Raw genomic sequence first — 19,342 nt, forward strand, 5'->3', positions numbered from 1 at the left:
ACAGGAGCAACAGGAGCAACAGGAGCAACAGGAGCAACAGGGGCAACAGGAGCAACAGGTGACACAGGAGCAACAGGAGCAACAGGAGCAACAGGGGCAACAGGAGCAACAGGTGACACAGGAGCAACAGGAGCAACAGGAGCAACAGGGGCAACAGGAGCAACAGGAGCAACAGGAGCAACAGGAGCAACAGGGGCAACAGGAGCAACAGGAGCGACAGGAGCAACAGGAGCGACAGGGGCAACAGGTGACACAGGAGCAACAGGAGCAACAGGGGCAACAGGAGCAACAGGGGCAACAGGAGCAACAGGTACAATTGCAGCTAGTGCACATGTATTTAACGTTGCACTCCAAACAGTTACTACAGGTACTGCAGCAACATTTGATACTAATGGTGTAATTACAGGAACTGATATCACACATGTTGCAGGTTCAGCAGATATCAACCTTGCACAAAATCATATTTATCATGTTGTTTATAGCTTCGATGGTGAGGCAACTGATCCGAATGCAGTATCTATTCACTTTAATTTAGCAGGAACACCAATTCCGGGAAGTGGATTTACTGATCCAAGTTCTGCTGCATTAGTAGCAACGGCTTCTCCAGGATCTGGCGATTTTATCGTTAGTACAGTAGGACAAGTTGCACCTACGGCATTGAATTTGATTGTTGACAGTACTGGTTCAATTACTTTCCCAGCTCAAGATGCAAATCATCCTAATATTACCATTGTAATATTTGAATTAAGTTAGTTTAATTTGTAATAGTTTGACGGTTCTAATGATAGGTAGGTTTTAACTGGGTGGTGGTAACCCTTCATCATTATTAATTGTGATTTTGGGATATATCTATTATTAGATTGTTTTCACCTCATTTATCGATCAGTAATTAATTTACTGAAAAATAAATGAGGTTCTCTTTTTTTACTGACCACTTAAAGATGACATTTTTGTTTATTTAATTTGACATGAAAAAAAAGTAATCTAATCTTTTTGTACTGGCAAAATGATTTAGTCGTGAATATGTTAATTAATGTTATTTATCCAAACTTTATAAGAAGTACATTAGGGATGTGTTGTTTATTGAAAGGAATCATACTTGCCGGTGGAAATGGAACAAGATTATATCCGTTAACAAGAGTAATATCAAAACAGCTGTTACCTATTTATGATAAGCCTTTGATCTATTATCCACTTTCGATATTAATGCTTGCTGGTATTAAGGAAATTCTAATTATTTCTACACCACAAGATGTTCCTCGGTTTGAGGAATTATTAGGGGACGGCTCTAAACTTGGAATTACTTTATCATATATTGCACAAGAAAAACCTGAAGGTATTGCACAGGCATTTATTATAGGTGAAGAATTTATTGGGAATGAATCGGTTGCTTTAATTTTAGGTGACAATATATTTTATGGACATGATTTTACGAATATATTAGAGCGAGTAGCCACTTTAAAAGAAGGGGCGACAGTATTCGGATATAACGTTAAAGATCCACAAAGATTTGGCGTCATCGAGTTTGATGTTGATGGAAATGTCATTTCAATAGAAGAAAAACCTATTAATCCAAAGTCGACCTATGCAGTTACTGGATTATATTTTTATGATAATAGAGTAATTGATTTCGCTAAGCAAATTAAACCTTCTGATAGAGGTGAGTATGAGATTACTGACCTGAATGAAATGTATTTAAAAATCGGTCAATTAAAGGTAGAGATACTAGGTAGGGGGTTTGCTTGGTTAGATACAGGTACACATGAATCACTAATTCAAGCGTCTACTTTTATAGAGATGATTCAAAAAAGGCAAAGCTTAAGAATATCATGTATTGAAGAAATCGCATTTAGAAAAGGATATATATCAATTGAACAATTAGAAAAACTTGCGAAGCCTTTAGCTAATAGTGATTACGGAAAGTATTTATTAAGTGTAATATCAAATGTTAAAAAAAGTAAATAACGTTTATCTTTATTTTTGTTAGACAGTTATTTTGTGAAAAACCTGTTCTAAGTCTTTGTAAAGGTGGGGATCGATTGAACATTTTAATTACTGGTGGTGCGGGGTTCATCGGTTTAAATTTTGTAAACTTTATATTAAAAAATACTGATTACGAGATTACTATTATCGACGCATTAACTTACGCAAGTCACCCTGAAGAAATAAATAAATTAGGTAAAAACCCTAGAGTAAGGTTTATTCAGGCAAATATTATTAATATGGAAGAAATAAAGTTGGCTTTAGATCGAGTGTATGAGGTACTTGTGCACTTTGCTGCAGAATCTCATGTGGATCGTAGTATTAAGGACGGAGAAATATTTATTCAAACAAATATAATTGGTACGTTTAATATGATTCAAGTTGTCATGAATGGATTCGCAAAGAAAATGATTCATGTTTCTACGGATGAAGTTTATGGAACACTAGAAAAAAATGATACACCTTTTACAGAACACTCTCCTATTTCTCCAAATAATCCATATTCCGCATCAAAAGCAAGCTCCGATTTAATTGTGCGTTCATATTTTCAGACGTTTGGTTTACCACTCATAACAACTAGATGTAGTAACAATTTTGGACCATTTCAAAATAAGGAGAAATACATTCCAACCATCATTTATCATGCGCTACAAGAAAAGAAAATTCCCGTTTATGGGGATGGCTTGCAAATTAGAGATTGGTTATTTGTAGAAGACCACTGCAGAGCAATTGCAAATATTATTAAAAATGGAAAAAGTGGTGAAGTATATAATATTGGCGGTGGCAATGAGAAAACAAATATTGAGGTAGTTAAGCAAGTATTAGCAATTATGGGTAAACCAGAGAGTTTAATAGACTATGTAACAGACAGGGTTGGTCATGATCGTAGATATGCAATTGATTCTAGTAAACTTCAATCAGAATTAGGATGGATACAGCAGCATACTTTTCAAGAATCTTTAGAAGAAACGGTGAAATGGTATATTGAAAAGTTCGGTGACAAGAAAATATGAAAATATTAATCACTGGTGCTGACGGTCAGCTTGGTAAGGAAATTCAGAATCTTTTTGTTAAAGATGGAATTGAAATTATTCCATATGGAAAAAAGCAATTAGATATTACGAATAGGAAAGAAGTTAACGCAGTACTAAATCAACATCAACCGAATGTAATCATAAATGCTGCAGCTTTTACAAAAGTTGATTTATGTGAAGTAGAAATTGAAAAAGCATATCTTGTTAACGCAATTGGACCATTTAATCTAGCAGTTGAAGCTAAAAAAATGGATTGTCGTTTTTTCCATATAAGTACAGACTATGTTTTTAATGGTGAAAAAAATACTCCATATGAAGTGGATGATTTCACGTCTCCAAATACAATTTATGGTAAAAGTAAAAAACTTGGAGAAGAGCTAGTATTAGCGATCAATGAAGACAGTACCATAATACGGACATCTTGGTTATATGGACATAAAGCGAATAATTTTGTGAATACAATGGTAAATTTATCAAATAAATTAGATGAAATCAAAGTCGTTGATGATCAAATAGGGTGTCCAACATATACGAAAGATTTAGTCCTAATCCTTCAGTCTCTATTAAATGAGAAACCAGGTATATACCATGTGACGAATTTAGGGAAATGTAGTTGGTATGAATTTGCTTGTGAAATACTACAATTTTTAAATCGTAAATCAAAAATCATTCCAGTGACAACGAAAGAATATGGTGCTAAAACTCCAAGACCAATGTATTCAGTATTAAGTAATAAGAAACTTGTTGATTTACAAATTCATCAAAGGGATTGGAAAGAAGCATTACATGAGTTTTTAAGAAAGGAGTATGGAAATTAATGCAAATTGAAGGTGTTATAACGAAAAAACTTACTAAACATTGTGATGATAGAGGTTTTTTTGCAGAAGTTTTAAGAGATGATGATAAGTTACTGACAAATTTTGGCCAATTATCATGGTCAACTACTTATCCAGGTGTGATTAAAGCTTTTCATTACCATGAAGAACAAGATGATATTTGGTTTTTTCCATCTGGAAATGCACAAGTTGTTTTATATGACTTAAGAGAGAATTCATCTACAAAAGGCAAAACAAATGTTTTTTATATGGGAGAAAATAATCCGATGATTTTATTAATTCCTAAAGGGGTAGCACATGGATACCGGGTAATCGGTGATCAGTCTGCAACAATCATTTATTGTACAACAAAATCATATAATCCAAAAAAGCCCGATGAAAAAAGAATTCCTTGGAATGATGAAACAATCGGATTTAATTGGGAAACTCAAAATAGATAAGCGTATACTCCGAATCTATAATAAGTTTTTATTGTGGGGTCTTAAGCAAAGGATGAGTAGGTGTAATGAATGAAAACTAGCATTATTCTATTAACATATAATCAGCTAGATGTTTCAAAAAAATGCTTTGAAAGTCTTGAAAAATATACAAAAAAGGACCAAGTCGAGATTATTGTAGTAGACAATGGTTCTACCGATGGAACACGTGAATATTTAAAAAGTAATCCTTCGTTTATAACAATTTTAAATGAAAAAAATATGGGGTTTGCTGGCGGTTGTAATCAAGGAATTGAGGTTGCTACTGGAGATAACTTGTTGTTCTTAAATAATGATACAATTGTTACTGAAAATTGGTTGGATGCAATGTTAGATCTTTTATATAGCAATGATCGTATTGGTATGGTTGGTCCAGTTAGTAATTATGTAAGTGGATTACAAAGAATTGACGTGAATTATCAATCTGATGATGAAATAAATGAGTTTGCTTTACAATATTGTGAAACAGTCAAAGGGAAATCTAAGCAGGTTTTGCGACTAGTGGGTTTTTGTTTATTAGTCAAACGTGAGGTAATTGAAAAACTAAAAGGTTTTGATGAAAGATTTAAATTCGGTTCATTTGAAGATGATGATATCTGTTTAAGAACGGTTCTAGAAGGCTATGAATTGCATATTGCATTAGATTCATATGTACATCATTATGGACATGTAACATTTAAAGGGAATAGTGATATTAATATTACTCAGCTTTATATTGAAAATCGATATCGTTATATAGAAAAATGGGGCAACCATTTAATAGATACTGCCTATCCTAAATTAGAAATAATTGAAATGGTACCAAGTAATGTGAAGAAGTTATTGGAAATTGGATGCTCGGCAGGCGCAACAGGTTTAGAGATAAAAAATAGGTATTCATGTGAATTATATGGTACAGAAAAGACCCCTGCATTGGCGTCAATTGCTTCACAATTTTATGAAAAAGTTGATATTGTGAGTTGTGATGAGACGAATTTATCATATCCAAATGATTTTTTTGATTTAATTATTTTAGATCAAACGATTGAACATATTTACGACCCTTGGAATTATATAATTGAAATTAGTAAACTATTAAAACCATCAGGAAATATTATTTGTAGAGTTCCAAATGTCTCACATGGAGAAGTACTTTACCAGTTATTAAATGGTAGTTGGAATTACTTGAATGCAGGAATATTAAATAAAGAGCATGTAAGATTTTTTACGCCTAAAACAATGAATTTACTATTTCCTACTCATATGTTTGACATCATTTATAACAAGAATGAAAAAATAGATGTGAATATTAATATAAAATTATTTTTTGAAGAAGTGGTTCACTTGGCACATAAATTTGGTATAACACTAGACGAATTAATAACAAATTTGGAAATCTATCAAATGCTTGTACTTGTAAAGAAAAAATAATAAAAACGGCGGTTGAGAAATTCAACCGCCGTTTATTTATTTAATAAATTTGAGAAATACTGTCTATTCGATAATATGCTAGCATGTGTTGGATGGTAACTATAGGCCATTTCATTATGTTCATTCGCTAATTGATGTTTACCAATTCGATCATAGCATACTGCTAATTGTAAATGTGGCATCCAAGTTGAATATGAATATTGAACGTTTGAGAGTTGCTCTGCATTTTTATTTGAGGCTGCTTCTTCATACCAAAAAATTGCGGAATCATAGTTTGTATTTTCTAGAAAAAAATAACCAATCCTACAGCATGTTTCTGGTTGTGGTTTTTCATATTGAAGTGAGTGTAGTAACCAACTTTTTTCTAATTCAAATAAATTGAGGTGATGATAATTATCTGCTAAATAATAGCAAGCTAGTATATTATGTTCATTATACGGTTGTTTTTTTCTTAAAAACTTTAGAAAATATTGAATCGATTGATCATATTGATGATTATCACTTAATTCCTTTGCATAATAAAATAAATCTCTAGGTGAAAAGACAACATTCTCTTCAATCATTTTTTCAAATATTTTTATATGGTTATTAGGATTATTTGTGTATGGAAGATGGTTGATCGCTAGGTCAGAATCAACCACTTTACCTGTAACATTAATATGATGCTCACCGGATTCAACACTAAAAGAATAAGAACTATTTCTATTTACTATTCTAGTTAGTCTCTTTGGCGTACTTTCATTCAAATGAGTTTTCAGTTCCATTGAAATTCCATCTATATTTGAATTGATCGACTGCTTTAATTGTGCAAATTTTTCCCTGTCATTTTCGAACAAAATATCATTAGGATTTACGAAAAAAATATATTGTTTTGTAGCGAGTTCAAATAAATAGCTTAATGTATCTTTTTCATGCTGAGTTGCTTCAAAGGAATAAATATTTTTTGTATACATACTTGCTAGCTCTCTAGTTCTATCTGTGGATTTTAAATCAACAATTATCACTTCATCCACCAAGTCGGATACTGATTGTAGACATCTTTCAATAACTGCTTCATCATTTTTAACGATCATACATAAACTAACGGTAGTCAAAATATCACTCTTTTCTTAAGATATCGCTTCTAACTAAAAAATGTATTTATGATATTACAAGTTACATTGAGGGACACCGAAGTTGTATTATTTCTCATTAAATAATGAGTTAAAATACGCTTGATTATACTTGACCGAAGGGTTATTAGGAGCAAAGCTAGCAGCAATATCATTATGTTTTTTAGCAGTCTCTTGATCACCTAAACGACTGTAGGAAAGACATAATTGTAAATGTGGTAGCCAAGTATAACATGCAGTATTAATAAATGGGCTTTTTTGTTCAGGAATATCAACAAATGTAGCAATTTTATACCATGAGATTGCACGATGATAATCGTTTTGTTGAAGATAGATATAGCCTAATCTGCAACAATTTTCTCCTCGGGGGCCATCGTAAGTGAATGATTTTAGACAACTACGGGTTGCTAAATCCATATCTCCTAAATTCAAATAACAATCAGCCATTTTTCCGCAAGCTTGTATATTATCTTCAGACCAGCCTTTGCCTTCATCTAAAAATTTGTTATACCATTCAATTGCGGTTTCATACTTCCCATGATCTAAACATTCATTTGCGTAATAATATTTATCCCTTGGATTTAATGATTTACCTGAAGCAATTGCTTCTTCATAAATTTTTAAGTTTCGGGTAGATGAGTCTTTATCTTTATGATGGATGACGGCAGCATCTGAATGAATGATATTTCCATATACTTCAAGGTATTCATGTACGAAACCAATCCATTTAAAATTTCTTTTACGTTTAACGATTCGATTTCGAACAGAGCTAAATGTTGGATTTCCATCTTCATCAAAAGAAAGATGATATTTCATTGCAACAGCATCTACTTCTTCTGTTAAAGTTTTCTTTAGCTCAAGTAATTTTTCTGCATTCACTTCTGTGATCACATCATCTGCATCTAACCACATAATATAGTCCTTAGTTGCTTTAGAAAAGGCAAAGTTCCGAGCCGCGGAAAAATCATTGATCCAGTTAAAATCATAAACGCAATTTGTAAATTTTTTTGCCATTTCTTTCGTTTGATCAGTTGAACCTGTATCAATTATGACGATTTCATCTACAATAGTAGAAACGGATGAAAGACATCTTTCAAGAACATTTTCTTCATTTTTTACAATCATACAAAGACTGATAGTAATTGAATCTTTTTTCATTAATTCCACCTCAAATTTATGTTATTAAGGTTGTCAATAAAACGTTCATCCAAATATTGAAATTTTTTTATAAGAAAGTTGTTATTCAGTTTTGTATATGTTTAAATATGTAAAAGGAATATTGGAAATTTTATGATAAAGAGAGTAATCTTATAAAGTTTTTAAGCGAGTTAGGGATGGTGGAAGCCTAATAAAACAAATAAGATGAAGCGCACTTTGGAGAAGTAAATCCGAAATGATAGTAGGATTTACCGGGGATGGAACCTCGTTAACAAACTTAAAGTTGGTTCAATAATATTTGAACAATTAGAGTGGTACCGCGGAACTTAAACCCCGTCTCTTTTTTAGAGGCGGGGTTTTATTTATTTTAGAAGGGAATGAAGGAAGATGAACTATGAATTATTGTATAGTGAGCATTTAGAAAAAGCATTAAATGGCGCATTAAATAAAATTGAAATTAATGCACTGATTGAAAAACCACATTATGCAGATCAAGGCGATTTAGCATTCCCTTGTTTTCAGCTTGCAAAGTCATTAAGAAAGTCCCCTGTTAACATTGCACAAGAGATTGCACCTCTCATACAACATGAATTATTTGCAAAAGTTGAGGCGAATGGACCATATGTAAACTGCTTTTTAAATAAGAAAATTGTTAGTAAACAAATTATTGAAACTGTATTAAATAAAGGAAAAGATTACGGAAATCAAGTTAGTGATGAAGAAAAAACAATTGTGATTGATTGTTCTTCACCAAATATTGCCAAACCTTTTTCAATGGGACATATTCGTTCAACAATGATTGGAAACGCGATTGGAAACATTGCTCAAAAAAATGGTTATAACGCAATCAAAATTAATCACCTAGGAGATTGGGGAACACAGTTCGGGAAATTGATTGTTGCGTATAAACGTTGGGGAGTAGAAGACAAAGTAAAATTAAACCCTATCAAAGAATTGCTAACACTGTATATTAAATTTCACGAAGAAGTTGAGAAAGAACCACAGCTTGAAGAAGAAGCAAGAAGCTGGTTTAAGAAGTTAGAAGAGAAAAATGAAGAAGCGCAAGAACTATGGGAGTGGTTCCGTGAAGAATCACTAAAAGAATTTAAGATGGTGTATGATTTATTAGGTGTTAGCTTTGATAGCTTTAATGGCGAAGCTTTTTATAATGATAAAATGGATCGAATCATTACATTATTAGAAGAGAAAAAATTATTAGTTGAATCAGAAGGTGCTGAAGTTGTAGACCTTTCAGAAATAGAATTACCTCCTTGTTTAATAAGAAAATCCGATGGAGCTACTTTATATGCTACTCGCGATTTGGCAGCTGCACTTTACCGTAAAGAAACATATGATTTTGATAAAGCAGTGTATGTCGTAGGAGGAGAACAGGCTTTACATTTCACGCAAGTATTTACTGTTTTAAATAAGATGGGATATGAATGGTCTAAGAATATGGAACATGTACCATTTGGTTTAATTCTTCAAAACGGTAAAAAAATGTCAACTCGAAAAGGGAAAATTGTCTTACTTGAAAAAGTTATTGAAGAAGCAATCACATTAGCCAATCAGAATATAACTGACAAAAATCCTAATTTAAAAAATAAAGATGAAGTTGCAAAAATGGTAGGGGTAGGAGCGATTATCTTCCAGGATTTAAAAAATGATCGAATGAATAATTTCGAGTTTTCTCTAGAGCAAATGTTGAAATTTGAAGGAGAAACGGGGCCATATGTACAGTATTCTATTGTGAGAACTAATTCAATCTTAGAAAAAGCGAATGTCACAGATTTCCAAAATCAAGAAGGCTTACATGATGAGTATAGTTGGGAAATCATAAAAAATATTCAAGCCTTTCCAGACAAAGTAAAACGTAGCTTCGAACAAAATGAACCGTCAGTTATTGCGAAATATACTATTGATTTGGCTCAAGCGTTCAATAAATATTATGGTAATACACATATCCTTACTGAAGACGATCAATTAGTAAGTAGATTAGCTCTAATCAAATCTGTTTCGATTGTATTAGTAGAGGGACTTAGATTATTGGGTATTCGTGCACCAAAAGAAATGTAATCAAGAAGTATGAAAAGAACATTTTCTTTTCATACTTTTTTTTGTTTTTTTCCAAAGTTACTTTTGAAAATTAATCTTAAAGTTTACTAATAAATACTTTGTTTTTATTGAAAATGATTATCAATTACATTTATAATAATAAATGAATTGATTCCAACTAAGGAGATTGACAAATAAATGACAATTTTAAATACAATCAAAAATAGAAGAACAGTTAGAGATACAAAAAAGGACCCAATTTCTGAAGAGATTTTGATGGAACTTTTGGAAGTAGCATCTTATGCTCCTTTTCATAGTAAAGAAGAGCCTTGGCAATTTATCATGATTTCAGAAGAAAATGAAAAAGAATTTTATGCTTCAAAAATCGTAGATAGTTATGAAAGAATGGAGTTAACAGAAACATATACTGTTGAAAAAATAAAAAAATCTGTTGAGTTTTTTAAATCATATATTATTGATACGCCTATGCATTTGATTATAACAACAGATCATACAGAAAATGAAAAAAAGAATTTGGAAGCTATTGGTGCAACTTGTTCATTTGTTCAAAATTTACAATTAGCTGCTTGGGAAAAAAATATTGGAATGGTTTGGCGTACAAACCCATATATTTTTGATCAACAATTTTATAAAGAAATGGGTATCCCAGTAAACAGAAAAATATTGGGCGCACTTCATATCGGTTATATTAATACAATGCCAAAAGTGTCTAAAAAACGAAAAAATCCTAGGGAATGGACGACAAAACTAGGCCAAAACATTACACTTTCATAATAAAAAAGAGAGACTGAATCTTTTAATACGTTTTCGTAATTCAATAATAAAAGGGAGCAAATTAACACGGTATGTTAATTTGCTCCCTTTTTATATGTTTATCTTAATAAAAGAAACTCTTATTAAAATACTTTCGTAGTCCAGTTTTCACCATTCCATACGTCTGTTACTAGACCTTGGTAAAATTCTGGTTCGTGACAGATAATTAAAATGCTACCTTTATATTCTTTCAGTGCTCGTTTTAATTCTTCTTTTGCATCTACGTCTAAGTGGTTAGTCGGCTCATCTAGTACAAGTAAGTTTGATTCATTATTCATTAATTTACATAAACGAACTTTGGCTTTTTCTCCACCACTTAATACAGATACTTTACTTTCGATATGTTTTGTTGTTAAACCACATCTCGCAAGAGCAGCACGAACTTCGTATTGTGTAAATGAAGGGAATTCATCCCAAACTTCATCAATACATGTTTTATTGTTATCACTTTTTACTTCTTGTTCAAAGTATCCAATATGAAGGAATTCTCCGCGTTCAACTTCACCTGAAATTGGTTTAATATCACCAAGTAAGCTACGCATTAAAGTTGTTTTACCGATACCATTCGCACCAACTAAAGCGACTTTTTGACCGCGCTCCATTCGAAGGTTTAATGGTTGTGAAAGTGGTTCGTCATAACCAATAACAAGGTTTTTAGCTTCAAATATTAGTTTTCCAGAAGTACGAGCTGGTTTGAAGTCAAACTCTGGTTTTGGCTTTTCCCTTGCAAGCTCGATAATGTCCATTTTATCAAGTTTCTTTTGGCGAGACATTGCCATGTTACGAGTAGAAACACGAGCTTTATTTCGAGCAACAAAGTCTTTCAGCTCCGATATTTCTTGCTGTTGACGTTTGAATGCTGATTCTAATTGAGATTTTTTCATTTCATAAATGCCCATGAAATTATCGTAATCGCCAACATAACGATTTAATTCTTGATTTTCCATATGATAAATTAAATTAATTACACTATTTAAGAATGGAATATCATGTGAAATTAGGATAAATGCATTTTCATACTCATTTAAATAACGTTTTAACCACCCTATATGTTGTTCATCTAGATAGTTCGTAGGCTCATCAAGTAATAAAATATCAGGTTTTTCTAATAGAAGTTTGGCAAGAAGAACTTTAGTTCTTTGACCACCAGATAATTCATTTACATCTCGTTCAAGACCAATATCCTCTAAACCAAGACCACGAGCAATTTCTTCTACTTTTGCATCGATAATATAGAAATCATTATTTGTTAATGTATCTTGTAGAATTCCAACGTCTTCAAGCATCTTCTCCATTTCGTCAGGAGTAGCATCAGCCATTTTTACATAAAGTTCATTGATTTCGTTTTCCATATCAAACATATATTGAAATGCACTATTTAATACATCGCGAATCGTCATACCTTGTTGTAAAACAGCATGTTGATCTAAATAACCAACACGAACTTTTTTAGACCATTCAACTTTACCTTCATCAGGTTGAAGTTTTCCTGTTACAATATTCATGAAAGTTGATTTACCTTCACCATTAGCACCGATTAGACCGATATGTTCTCCCTTTAATAATCGGAAAGAAACATCATTAAATATTGCACGATCACCAAAGCCGTGGCTTAAGTTTTTTACAGTTAATATACTCATTAATCTACACCTTTTCTATTTTTTTCGTTATATTAAAATGTTCTTTTTAGAACGTAATTTAAACAGTCACTTACTAATTATAGTCTGCAACTAGGTAAGTGTTCAATGGTAAATTAATGTGCTGACAGAAAAGAAGGGATTGTATGATGAAGTAAGGAAAATTCAGTCATGACTTATTACAAAAGCGACTTTATGAAAACATGTGAAAAAAAGGAATACTTAAATCTTAATTGAATAACCATATGTTAGTTATTGAAAGTTTAGAGGTGGGAAAAAGTGAGGAAAATCACTTATATATTATTAGTAGTCATTTTTTTAGTAAGTTGCAAAAAAGATGAAACTCTAATTCTTATAAAAGAAAAAAAGAGTATTTTGGAAAATTATAAAATGACCAAATCTGAAATGAATACACTTAATATGCTTGGGGAGAGTAGTGAAAAATTAGCGATTTATAAATTGAAACTAGATGATTATACAGATATACAGTCATTGGAAGCAAAAATTAAAGTGTATTCTAAAGGTAAATTAGTGCATACAATAGGTGGTATTGCAATCACTATTCTAAAAGATAATGATAAAACTTACTATCTTACATTTAAACGTCAACTTCAGCATGAAACGAAAAATACATATGAATGGGACATCATTTTTGCAAATAGAAATGGGCATAGTATGGGTCAAACATTATATAAACAACCAGACCAAACTAAAATGTCATTTTTTGAACAAATTGAAGGGAAACATGAAATAGTAAAAGGAGAAGAAATGGCACTTGGAGCATTTGTGGAAGGAAATGATTCGATGGAATCAGTTAGTATTCTTCCTGATTTAAAAGATAATGAAAGACTATTTAAAAATAAATATGTATACTTATTATGTCTGGAAGCTAAATAAAGTAATTAAGGTAAGGATAGCGGAGAAGAAAAAACTCATTCTCCCAAATCCACTAAAATTACCCTTTGAGGAGGAATTTACATGTTTGGTAAAGTTGCAGCAGATATGCTTGGATTAAGTGATGTAGGTAGTGTCATCGAGCCAAAAAACTATGACAAGGTCGATTCTGATGATTACGTAATGCATGAAGATGATGAGAGGATCTATTTTTTAATTAAATCAAAAACAGATGAGTACTGTTTCACAAATAAAGCATTAATTCATTTAGACGGAACTAGTGCCATCAGTAAAAAACGTACACTTCATCGATATAATTATCATACTTATAAAATTTCTCAAGTTGTTCTAGAAACTGCGGGTACAATCGATTTGGATGTTGAAATTAAATTCAATATCGGTGGTAAAGAATTCTCGATTGATGTACATAAAAAACATATTGAAGAGTTAAAAGATTTATATAAAGCATTATTAATGATCGCTGAGATTTGTCATGAAAACGAAATTAAACTAGGCTTTGCTAAGGAAAGTATTGAATTAGCATCTACAACTCTAAGTCGTGTTTCAAGTAATGAAAATAGTGTTGTAAATAATTTTAAAGAAATTAACGAAGCGGCATTTGAGTGGTTAATGAAATCAAGAGAACAATACAAAGTCAAAGATTTTGGTTATGTTTTTGAGAAGTATATTAATAACTAAAAAAAAGAATCTACAAATAATGTTCCGTGTTCCTTTTGCTGGAAGAAAACAATAAAATTACACGTATAAAGACAACTAATTAGAACGGATAATTAGTTGTCTTTATTTATTGATATATAAACTTTTTCTAACGTACTAAATTAATTTGTAACTAAATAAAAAGGCGGCTTCATGTCAAATTGACTTTTAAGACATGAAGCGGCCTTTTTTATTGAATTAGTTTTCATCTGCTTATTAGGAAAACAAATTGCCATAACGATCTTTAATTTCCGCTTGCGGACATCTTTTTTTGAGCTCTCTTAAAAATAGCTTTTCATCCTTCGGGAGTGATAATAATGCGAATTCAAATTTTTTATAATCGATTTTCACACGTTTAAATGTCCAAGCTGGAGATGACATAGGATTTAATGAAAATCCAACTTTTTTGATTTCTTGAAAAGGAATCTTTATTTTTATAAAGCCAAAAATTGAAATAAATTCAGTATCCGAAAATTCATGGTATGAATGAAATAACGCCCAAACTAGTACGATAATGATTGGTGAAATGAGAATAAAAATAACGATGCTCATTATTTGACCTTCACCTTCAATGAAGCTTCCTATTGGAACGAGGAAAATAATTGGGATTAAACAAAGGATGAGTGCGGCTAAAAAAGGGTTTTTCTTTATCTGAAATTTCATTTTTACACCTTATTTCTAATCAAATATTTGTTTTAAATGATGCTTTAAGTGCTCTACATAATCCGTAAATAACCATTCAAATGTGACTTTCTCATTTTCACTGACGGTAAATTGTAAAGCCAATTTTTCGGTGGCTACGTTTTTCATTGTTTTTACAATTCGTTGGTTTAAGGTAATCCAAAGAGTTAACACTTCATCTATCGTATAGCAATGTTGATAGTCGTTACACTCGACCCAATGATTTTGTTTGTATAGTTCAAGTTCTATATCTTCATTTGAATAAAGTCTGTCAATAAATCTTTTATGGTTTATTGTAGCAGAGTCGCATAAATGTCCGAGAATTTCTTTTTTAGACCATTTTGAAGGATTTGGTTTATAGTCTGGATTAGGGAGAGCTAAAATATCTTGTGGAACGGTTTGAATAAGTCGTTCTAATTCACTAGTAATCATTCCAAGAATCAACTCCTAAATCTAATGATTTATGTAATGCATATGTATGAACATTTTTCATTATGTGTCCTTAGACAAGCAGTATATGAATAGTTTAATAATAGGACAATCTTGGAGGTGGAAGATGTTTGTTTTTCTACTGTATGTGGGATTACTAATAGGGTTATTAATCGTTTACAAAGAGGCAATTAAAAGGGATGTAAATAATTTAGGGTTTCAAATGATCGGATATTATGTAGTATCTTCATTACCATTTCGATTGTTTTGGCTACCAATTCCATTTGGATTCTTAATTTGTCTATACTTTTTATCAAGACCGTCGCTTCGATATAAGAAGCAAAAACAGCTTGCTAGTTTATTAGGATTTATTTTCTTTATCGTAGATGCTGTATTCTAAGTGAAATCTTCATTTAGAATACAGCTTTTTTAGTTTAATTATTTGGCTATAAACATTGTTGCTCTTAACAGAACCTATTGTTTAGCAATCTTCAATGCTTTCTCAGTGTTAGCGAAATGCAGTTTTGTAAAGCTTCTTAATGCTTCAAAGCCTTTTGCACGAATGAATTTTGCAGCTGCTTGGTCAACCTTTGCTCCTGCGCCTTTAGGTAATGTCATGCCAGCTTTTTCACTTAAGAGATCCATTTGTTGTAAAAAAGAATAACGTGCAAGAATAGAGGAAACAGCAACAGATAAATGAATACCTTCTGCTTTTGTTGCAAATTGAACCTTGTCTCGAATCACTTCTTTTGTCCCTTTTAAATATCCAAAATATAAGTTAGGTGGCGTAAATTGGTCTATCAATATAGCATCAAAATGCTTGCCTTCTAATTTACTAATCATATTTCTAATTGCTTGATTATGTAAAATAGCTTTTAGTTTATTCATATTGTAGCCTTTTTCTTGCATCTCATTGTATTTTTCATTGTGCAAAACTAAAAGACTATAAGTGACAACAGAAGTTATTTTTTTTGCAATTTTGCAAATCTCTTCATCATTTAGTTCTTTGGAATCCTTTACCCCAAGCTCCTTTAGTAACTCGAATTGGCTAGGCTCTACGAAGGAAGCTACAACTGTCATTGGTCCAAAAAAATCTCCTGTGCCAACTTCATCACTACCGATTACAGCTAGGCTTGAAAAGTTACTCGGTAAATTATGTTGATTCGAAGGCATTTTTTTAGCCGCTTTTGGAACTGCTGATTTGCCTTCCCATTTAGTTATTTCCGTCTCGCAATTTGAACCTTGGAACATAACTTTTCCAGATTTATAGGCTGTAATTGTGCAACCATTAGATTTTGCTAAAAAAACACCACCCTGTGGTACTTTTGGTTGAATACCATCTTTGTAATGATCTTGCATCTTTAATAGAGTTTCTCCTGAAACTGTAAGGACAGTGTTTGTCATATATTTCTCCTTTTTCTTCTAATATTGTCAAAACTTTCACTTGCACATCAGTTCATGTTATAGTTTAAGTTAGAATGTTTAACTGAATGGAGGTAAGAAGTTGTCCAATTCTTCATCAAAACAAAAACTTAATGTAACTATTTATGGGCAACAATATTTAATTACTGGTGACGAATCAACAGAACATATCCGTCATGTTGCCTCAATTGTAGATGAAAAAATGAAAGAAATAAATCATAAAAATCCATTTTTGGATACAAATAAATTAGCTGTATTAACAGCAGTTAATATAGTAAGTGATTATGTTAAATTAAGAGAAAGAGTGGAACAGCTCGAAACATTACTTAAAGAAGCTAAAAGTGAGAAGGAAAACAATGATTGATATTATTTTGATTGTATTATTAATACTCGGCTTATTTACAGGCTGGAGAAGAGGATTTATTAGTAGTCTAATTAGACTATTAGGTTTTTTATTATCTTTATACATAGCATATCATTATTACGAGCAGACTGCTATCACACTGAAAAAATTATTTCCTATTAATATAACTAGTAACCAAATTGTTAATTTTGAACAGTTCATATATGAAATTGTTGCGTTTGCTTTACTGTTTATTGGCACTCGTTTAGTGATATCTTTCTTAGGTTCATTATTAAATGGGGTATTCCAATTACCATTGTTAAAACAAGTAAATTCTCTATTGGGCGGTATTTTAGGCTTAATCGAAGTCTATTTATTTTCAGTACTAGCACTTTTTATTGCGCTCATTGTGCCGATTGAAGCGCTACATACTTTATTACACAATTCAAAGATAGCTTATTTTATCGTTCAAAATACACCATTTGTTTCTACACAACTAATGGAACTTTGGAATGGGATGTCAAATACGATGATCTATTAAATGAATGAAGATAGTAGTTTAGATTGGATTAAAAAATTAAGTAGGTGAATGTGATGCACAAAAAACAACTAATAAAGTTATTAGAACAAATTGCAACTTATTTAGAATTAAAAGGTGAAAATGCCTTTAAAATATCAGCTTTCCGTAAAGCGGCAAATGCTTTAGAAACAGATGAAAGAAGCTTAGAACAAATAGATGATTTTACAGCGATAAAAGGAATTGGAAAAGGAACATCAGCAGTTATTGAAGAGTACATAAAAACTGGAAAAAGCACAGTACTAGATGAGCTACAAGAATCACTTCCAAAAACATTATTACCATTATTAAAACTGCCAGGATTAGGTGGGAAAAAAGTAGCCAAGCTTTATCAAGAGTTGAAGATTGAAAGCATGGATCAATTAAAGGAAGCTTGTATCAATGGAAAGCTTCAAGGTCTTGCTGGCTTCGGGAAAAAAACAGAAAAAAATATTTTAGACTCAATTGAAGAGTTTGGAAAACAACCTGAAAGATTGCCACTAGCAGATGTACTACCAATCGCAGATAAAATTGAAGCATACTTATCAAAGATGAACGATGTAGACAAATTCTCTCGTGCTGGTAGCTTACGAAGAGTTCGTGAGACTGTGAAGGACTTGGATTTCATTATTGCTTCAAATCATCCAGAAAGCGTAAGAGAACAATTATTAACGATGCCGGAAATTGTTCGCGTTATAGCAGGGGGAGATACAAAAGTATCTCTTGTCTTAAAAGGAATTGAATATGAAATTTCAGTTGATTTTCGAATCATTCAACCAAAAGAGTTTGCTACAACATTACATCATTTTACTGGATCAAAGGATCATAATGTTGCAATGCGTCAATTAGCAAAAGAGCGCGATGAAAAAATAAGTGAGTATGGTGTTGAAGACGTAAACACTGGAGAAGTTCTGACATTCGAGAATGAAGAAGACTTCTACGCTCACTTTAATTTACCGTGTTTTCCACCAGAAATTAGAGAAGATGGTAAAGAGGTTGCAAATTTCACAACAGACTATCCTTTAATTAAATTAGAAGATATCAAATCAGATATTCATATGCACTCTACTTGGAGTGACGGTGGTTTTTCAATTGAGGAAATGGCTGAAGCTTGTAGAGCAAAAGGCTATAAATATATCGCAATTACGGACCATTCTCAATATTTAAAAGTTGCGAATGGATTAACACCGGAGCGCCTTTGGAAACAAAAGGAAGAGATTCAGCGTTTAAATGAAAAATACACTGATTTTACAATTCTTCATGGTGTTGAAATGGACATTTTACCTGACGGATCTTTAGATTACGAGGATGATGTATTGCGCTCAATGGATTTCGTCATCGCTTCTATTCACTCAAGTTTTAGTCAAGATGAAGAAACGATCATGATGCGATTAAAAAATGCGATGAGAAATCCGTATGTTAGTATGATTGGACATCCAACTGGTAGAAAAATTGGCAGAAGAGCTGGTTATAAGGTGAATGCTGAAGAATTAATTTCGGTAGCAAAAGAAACAGGCACTATTTTGGAATTAAATGCGAATCCAAATCGCTTAGATTTAAATAAAGACATGTTAATGATGGCCAAGGAAGCTGGCGTTAAAATCTCTATTAATACAGATGCACATAACATCGATATGCTAGATCATATGACAATTGGGGTAAGCGCGGCCAAAAAAGCTTGGTTGAAAAAAGATAATATAGTAAATACATTTGAATTACATGAACTATTGCGTTTAATCGAAGGAAAACGTAATCGTATGTAAGG

General features: G+C 32.0%; 20 protein-coding genes and 1 other annotated feature. Of the genes, 14 read left to right on the forward strand and 6 right to left on the reverse strand.

Annotation, left to right across the window (positions count from 1 at the left end):
* The 6 genes from CAB05_RS22540 to CAB05_RS19815 all read left to right on the forward strand — a co-directional run.
* The coding region (locus CAB05_RS22540) for a collagen-like protein (RefSeq protein ID WP_235821569.1) at positions 1 to 753 on the forward strand (753 nt) is incomplete at its 5' end.
* A 330-nt stretch (positions 754 to 1,083) separates the two neighbouring features.
* A complete protein-coding gene (gene rfbA / locus CAB05_RS19795) occupies positions 1,084 to 1,965 on the forward strand; it encodes a glucose-1-phosphate thymidylyltransferase RfbA (protein WP_088003494.1) in 882 nt (293 codons plus the stop codon).
* Positions 1,966 to 2,039: 74 nt separating this feature from the next.
* Positions 2,040 to 2,996, forward strand: coding sequence for a dTDP-glucose 4,6-dehydratase (gene rfbB, locus CAB05_RS19800; protein WP_088003497.1), 957 nt, complete (start codon positions 2,040 to 2,042; stop codon positions 2,994 to 2,996).
* On the forward strand, positions 2,993 to 3,835 hold the full coding sequence (gene rfbD / locus CAB05_RS19805; protein WP_088003500.1) for a dTDP-4-dehydrorhamnose reductase: 843 nt from the start codon (positions 2,993 to 2,995) through the stop codon (positions 3,833 to 3,835). Before rfbB ends, rfbD begins: the two co-directional genes overlap by 4 nt.
* Positions 3,835 to 4,293: a dTDP-4-dehydrorhamnose 3,5-epimerase family protein gene (locus tag CAB05_RS19810; protein ID WP_088003503.1), complete on the forward strand. Its 459-nt coding sequence runs from the start codon at positions 3,835 to 3,837 to the stop codon at positions 4,291 to 4,293. Before rfbD ends, CAB05_RS19810 begins: the two co-directional genes overlap by 1 nt.
* A gap of 69 nt (positions 4,294 to 4,362) precedes the next feature.
* Positions 4,363 to 5,739, forward strand: a complete 1,377-nt coding sequence (locus tag CAB05_RS19815) for a bifunctional glycosyltransferase family 2 protein/class I SAM-dependent methyltransferase (RefSeq protein ID WP_088003506.1) — start codon at positions 4,363 to 4,365, stop codon at positions 5,737 to 5,739.
* A 32-nt stretch (positions 5,740 to 5,771) separates the two neighbouring features.
* On the opposite strand, the gene CAB05_RS19820 is transcribed toward CAB05_RS19815, so the two are convergent.
* Together CAB05_RS19820 and CAB05_RS19825 are read right to left on the reverse strand one after the other, a co-directional pair.
* The gene (locus CAB05_RS19820) at positions 5,772 to 6,812 is read right to left on the reverse strand and encodes a tetratricopeptide repeat-containing glycosyltransferase (protein WP_142283139.1); all 1,041 of its coding nucleotides are present in this window, start codon (positions 6,810 to 6,812) and stop codon (positions 5,772 to 5,774) included.
* Positions 6,813 to 6,920: 108 nt separating this feature from the next.
* Positions 6,921 to 8,009 carry a tetratricopeptide repeat-containing glycosyltransferase family 2 protein gene (locus CAB05_RS19825; protein ID WP_235821570.1) on the reverse strand — a complete coding sequence of 363 codons (1,089 nt, stop codon included), beginning with the start codon at positions 8,007 to 8,009 and terminating at the stop codon, positions 6,921 to 6,923.
* Positions 8,010 to 8,132: 123 nt separating this feature from the next.
* Positions 8,133 to 8,353 (forward strand) — a binding site (T-box leader).
* 43 nt (positions 8,354 to 8,396) lie between these two features.
* On the opposite strand from CAB05_RS19825, the gene argS reads away from it, so the two are divergent.
* On the forward strand, positions 8,397 to 10,085 hold the full coding sequence (gene argS, locus CAB05_RS19830; RefSeq protein ID WP_088003511.1) for an arginine--tRNA ligase: 1,689 nt from the start codon (positions 8,397 to 8,399) through the stop codon (positions 10,083 to 10,085).
* Between the two features lie 177 nt (positions 10,086 to 10,262).
* Complete coding sequence (locus tag CAB05_RS19835) at positions 10,263 to 10,859, forward strand: nitroreductase family protein (RefSeq protein WP_088003515.1); 597 nt, start codon at positions 10,263 to 10,265, stop codon at positions 10,857 to 10,859.
* A 122-nt stretch (positions 10,860 to 10,981) separates the two neighbouring features.
* On the opposite strand, the gene CAB05_RS19840 is transcribed toward CAB05_RS19835, so the two are convergent.
* The gene (locus CAB05_RS19840) at positions 10,982 to 12,538 is read right to left on the reverse strand and encodes an ABC-F family ATP-binding cassette domain-containing protein (RefSeq protein ID WP_088003518.1); all 1,557 of its coding nucleotides are present in this window, start codon (positions 12,536 to 12,538) and stop codon (positions 10,982 to 10,984) included.
* Positions 12,539 to 12,814: 276 nt separating this feature from the next.
* Between CAB05_RS19840 and CAB05_RS19845 the strand changes: the two genes are divergently transcribed.
* A complete protein-coding gene (locus CAB05_RS19845) occupies positions 12,815 to 13,432 on the forward strand; it encodes a YgaN family protein (protein ID WP_088003521.1) in 618 nt (205 codons plus the stop codon).
* A gap of 81 nt (positions 13,433 to 13,513) precedes the next feature.
* Complete coding sequence (locus CAB05_RS19850) at positions 13,514 to 14,128, forward strand: PH domain-containing protein (protein WP_088003525.1); 615 nt, start codon at positions 13,514 to 13,516, stop codon at positions 14,126 to 14,128.
* A 234-nt stretch (positions 14,129 to 14,362) separates the two neighbouring features.
* Here the strand turns inward: CAB05_RS19850 and CAB05_RS19855 are convergent, their stop codons facing one another.
* Together CAB05_RS19855 and CAB05_RS19860 are read right to left on the reverse strand one after the other, a co-directional pair.
* Positions 14,363 to 14,698, reverse strand: a complete 336-nt coding sequence (locus CAB05_RS19855; protein WP_158093319.1) for a PH domain-containing protein — start codon at positions 14,696 to 14,698, stop codon at positions 14,363 to 14,365.
* A 126-nt stretch (positions 14,699 to 14,824) separates the two neighbouring features.
* On the reverse strand, positions 14,825 to 15,259 hold the full coding sequence (locus CAB05_RS19860) for a DinB family protein (protein WP_088003531.1): 435 nt from the start codon (positions 15,257 to 15,259) through the stop codon (positions 14,825 to 14,827).
* Between the two features lie 124 nt (positions 15,260 to 15,383).
* Here CAB05_RS19860 and CAB05_RS19865 point away from each other — a divergent pair, with 124 nt between their 5' ends.
* Positions 15,384 to 15,656 carry a hypothetical protein gene (locus CAB05_RS19865; RefSeq protein WP_088003533.1) on the forward strand — a complete coding sequence of 91 codons (273 nt, stop codon included), beginning with the start codon at positions 15,384 to 15,386 and terminating at the stop codon, positions 15,654 to 15,656.
* Positions 15,657 to 15,730: 74 nt separating this feature from the next.
* Here the strand turns inward: CAB05_RS19865 and rnhC are convergent, their stop codons facing one another.
* Positions 15,731 to 16,660: a ribonuclease HIII gene (gene rnhC / locus CAB05_RS19870; RefSeq protein WP_088003535.1), complete on the reverse strand. Its 930-nt coding sequence runs from the start codon at positions 16,658 to 16,660 to the stop codon at positions 15,731 to 15,733.
* A 100-nt stretch (positions 16,661 to 16,760) separates the two neighbouring features.
* Here rnhC and zapA point away from each other — a divergent pair, with 100 nt between their 5' ends.
* The 3 genes from zapA to polX are packed head-to-tail and all read left to right on the forward strand — an operon-like array spanning position 16,761 to position 19,340.
* The gene (zapA, locus tag CAB05_RS19875; protein ID WP_088003537.1) at positions 16,761 to 17,042 is read left to right on the forward strand and encodes a cell division protein ZapA; all 282 of its coding nucleotides are present in this window, start codon (positions 16,761 to 16,763) and stop codon (positions 17,040 to 17,042) included.
* A complete protein-coding gene (locus tag CAB05_RS19880; protein WP_088003538.1) occupies positions 17,035 to 17,562 on the forward strand; it encodes a CvpA family protein in 528 nt (175 codons plus the stop codon). Before zapA ends, CAB05_RS19880 begins: the two co-directional genes overlap by 8 nt.
* Positions 17,563 to 17,606: 44 nt before the next feature.
* Complete coding sequence (polX, locus tag CAB05_RS19885; RefSeq protein WP_174567306.1) at positions 17,607 to 19,340, forward strand: DNA polymerase/3'-5' exonuclease PolX; 1,734 nt, start codon at positions 17,607 to 17,609, stop codon at positions 19,338 to 19,340.
* The last annotated feature ends 2 nt before the right edge of the window (positions 19,341 to 19,342 follow it).

Origin of the sequence: Gottfriedia solisilvae (assembly GCF_002128405.1) — a bacterium.
GTDB lineage: Bacteria > Bacillota > Bacilli > Bacillales > Bacillaceae_G > Gottfriedia > Gottfriedia solisilvae.

Coding starts and splice junctions, on each gene's coding strand:
- CAB05_RS19840 (WP_088003518.1), bottom strand. CDS start 12,538: ATGAGTATATTAACTGTAAAAAACTTAAGCCACGGCTTTGGTGATCGT.
- CAB05_RS19835 (WP_088003515.1), top strand. CDS start 10,263: ATGACAATTTTAAATACAATCAAAAATAGAAGAACAGTTAGAGATACA.
- CAB05_RS19815 (WP_088003506.1), top strand. CDS start 4,363: ATGAAAACTAGCATTATTCTATTAACATATAATCAGCTAGATGTTTCA.
- CAB05_RS19820 (WP_142283139.1), bottom strand. CDS start 6,812: ATGATCGTTAAAAATGATGAAGCAGTTATTGAAAGATGTCTACAATCA.
- CAB05_RS19810 (WP_088003503.1), top strand. CDS start 3,835: ATGCAAATTGAAGGTGTTATAACGAAAAAACTTACTAAACATTGTGAT.
- CAB05_RS19850 (WP_088003525.1), top strand. CDS start 13,514: ATGTTTGGTAAAGTTGCAGCAGATATGCTTGGATTAAGTGATGTAGGT.
- CAB05_RS19855 (WP_158093319.1), bottom strand. CDS start 14,698: ATGAGCATCGTTATTTTTATTCTCATTTCACCAATCATTATCGTACTA.
- argS (WP_088003511.1), top strand. CDS start 8,397: ATGAACTATGAATTATTGTATAGTGAGCATTTAGAAAAAGCATTAAAT.
- CAB05_RS19880 (WP_088003538.1), top strand. CDS start 17,035: ATGATTGATATTATTTTGATTGTATTATTAATACTCGGCTTATTTACA.
- CAB05_RS19860 (WP_088003531.1), bottom strand. CDS start 15,259: ATGATTACTAGTGAATTAGAACGACTTATTCAAACCGTTCCACAAGAT.
- CAB05_RS19825 (WP_235821570.1), bottom strand. CDS start 8,009: ATGAAAAAAGATTCAATTACTATCAGTCTTTGTATGATTGTAAAAAAT.
- rfbD (WP_088003500.1), top strand. CDS start 2,993: ATGAAAATATTAATCACTGGTGCTGACGGTCAGCTTGGTAAGGAAATT.
- rnhC (WP_088003535.1), bottom strand. CDS start 16,660: ATGACAAACACTGTCCTTACAGTTTCAGGAGAAACTCTATTAAAGATG.
- CAB05_RS19865 (WP_088003533.1), top strand. CDS start 15,384: ATGTTTGTTTTTCTACTGTATGTGGGATTACTAATAGGGTTATTAATC.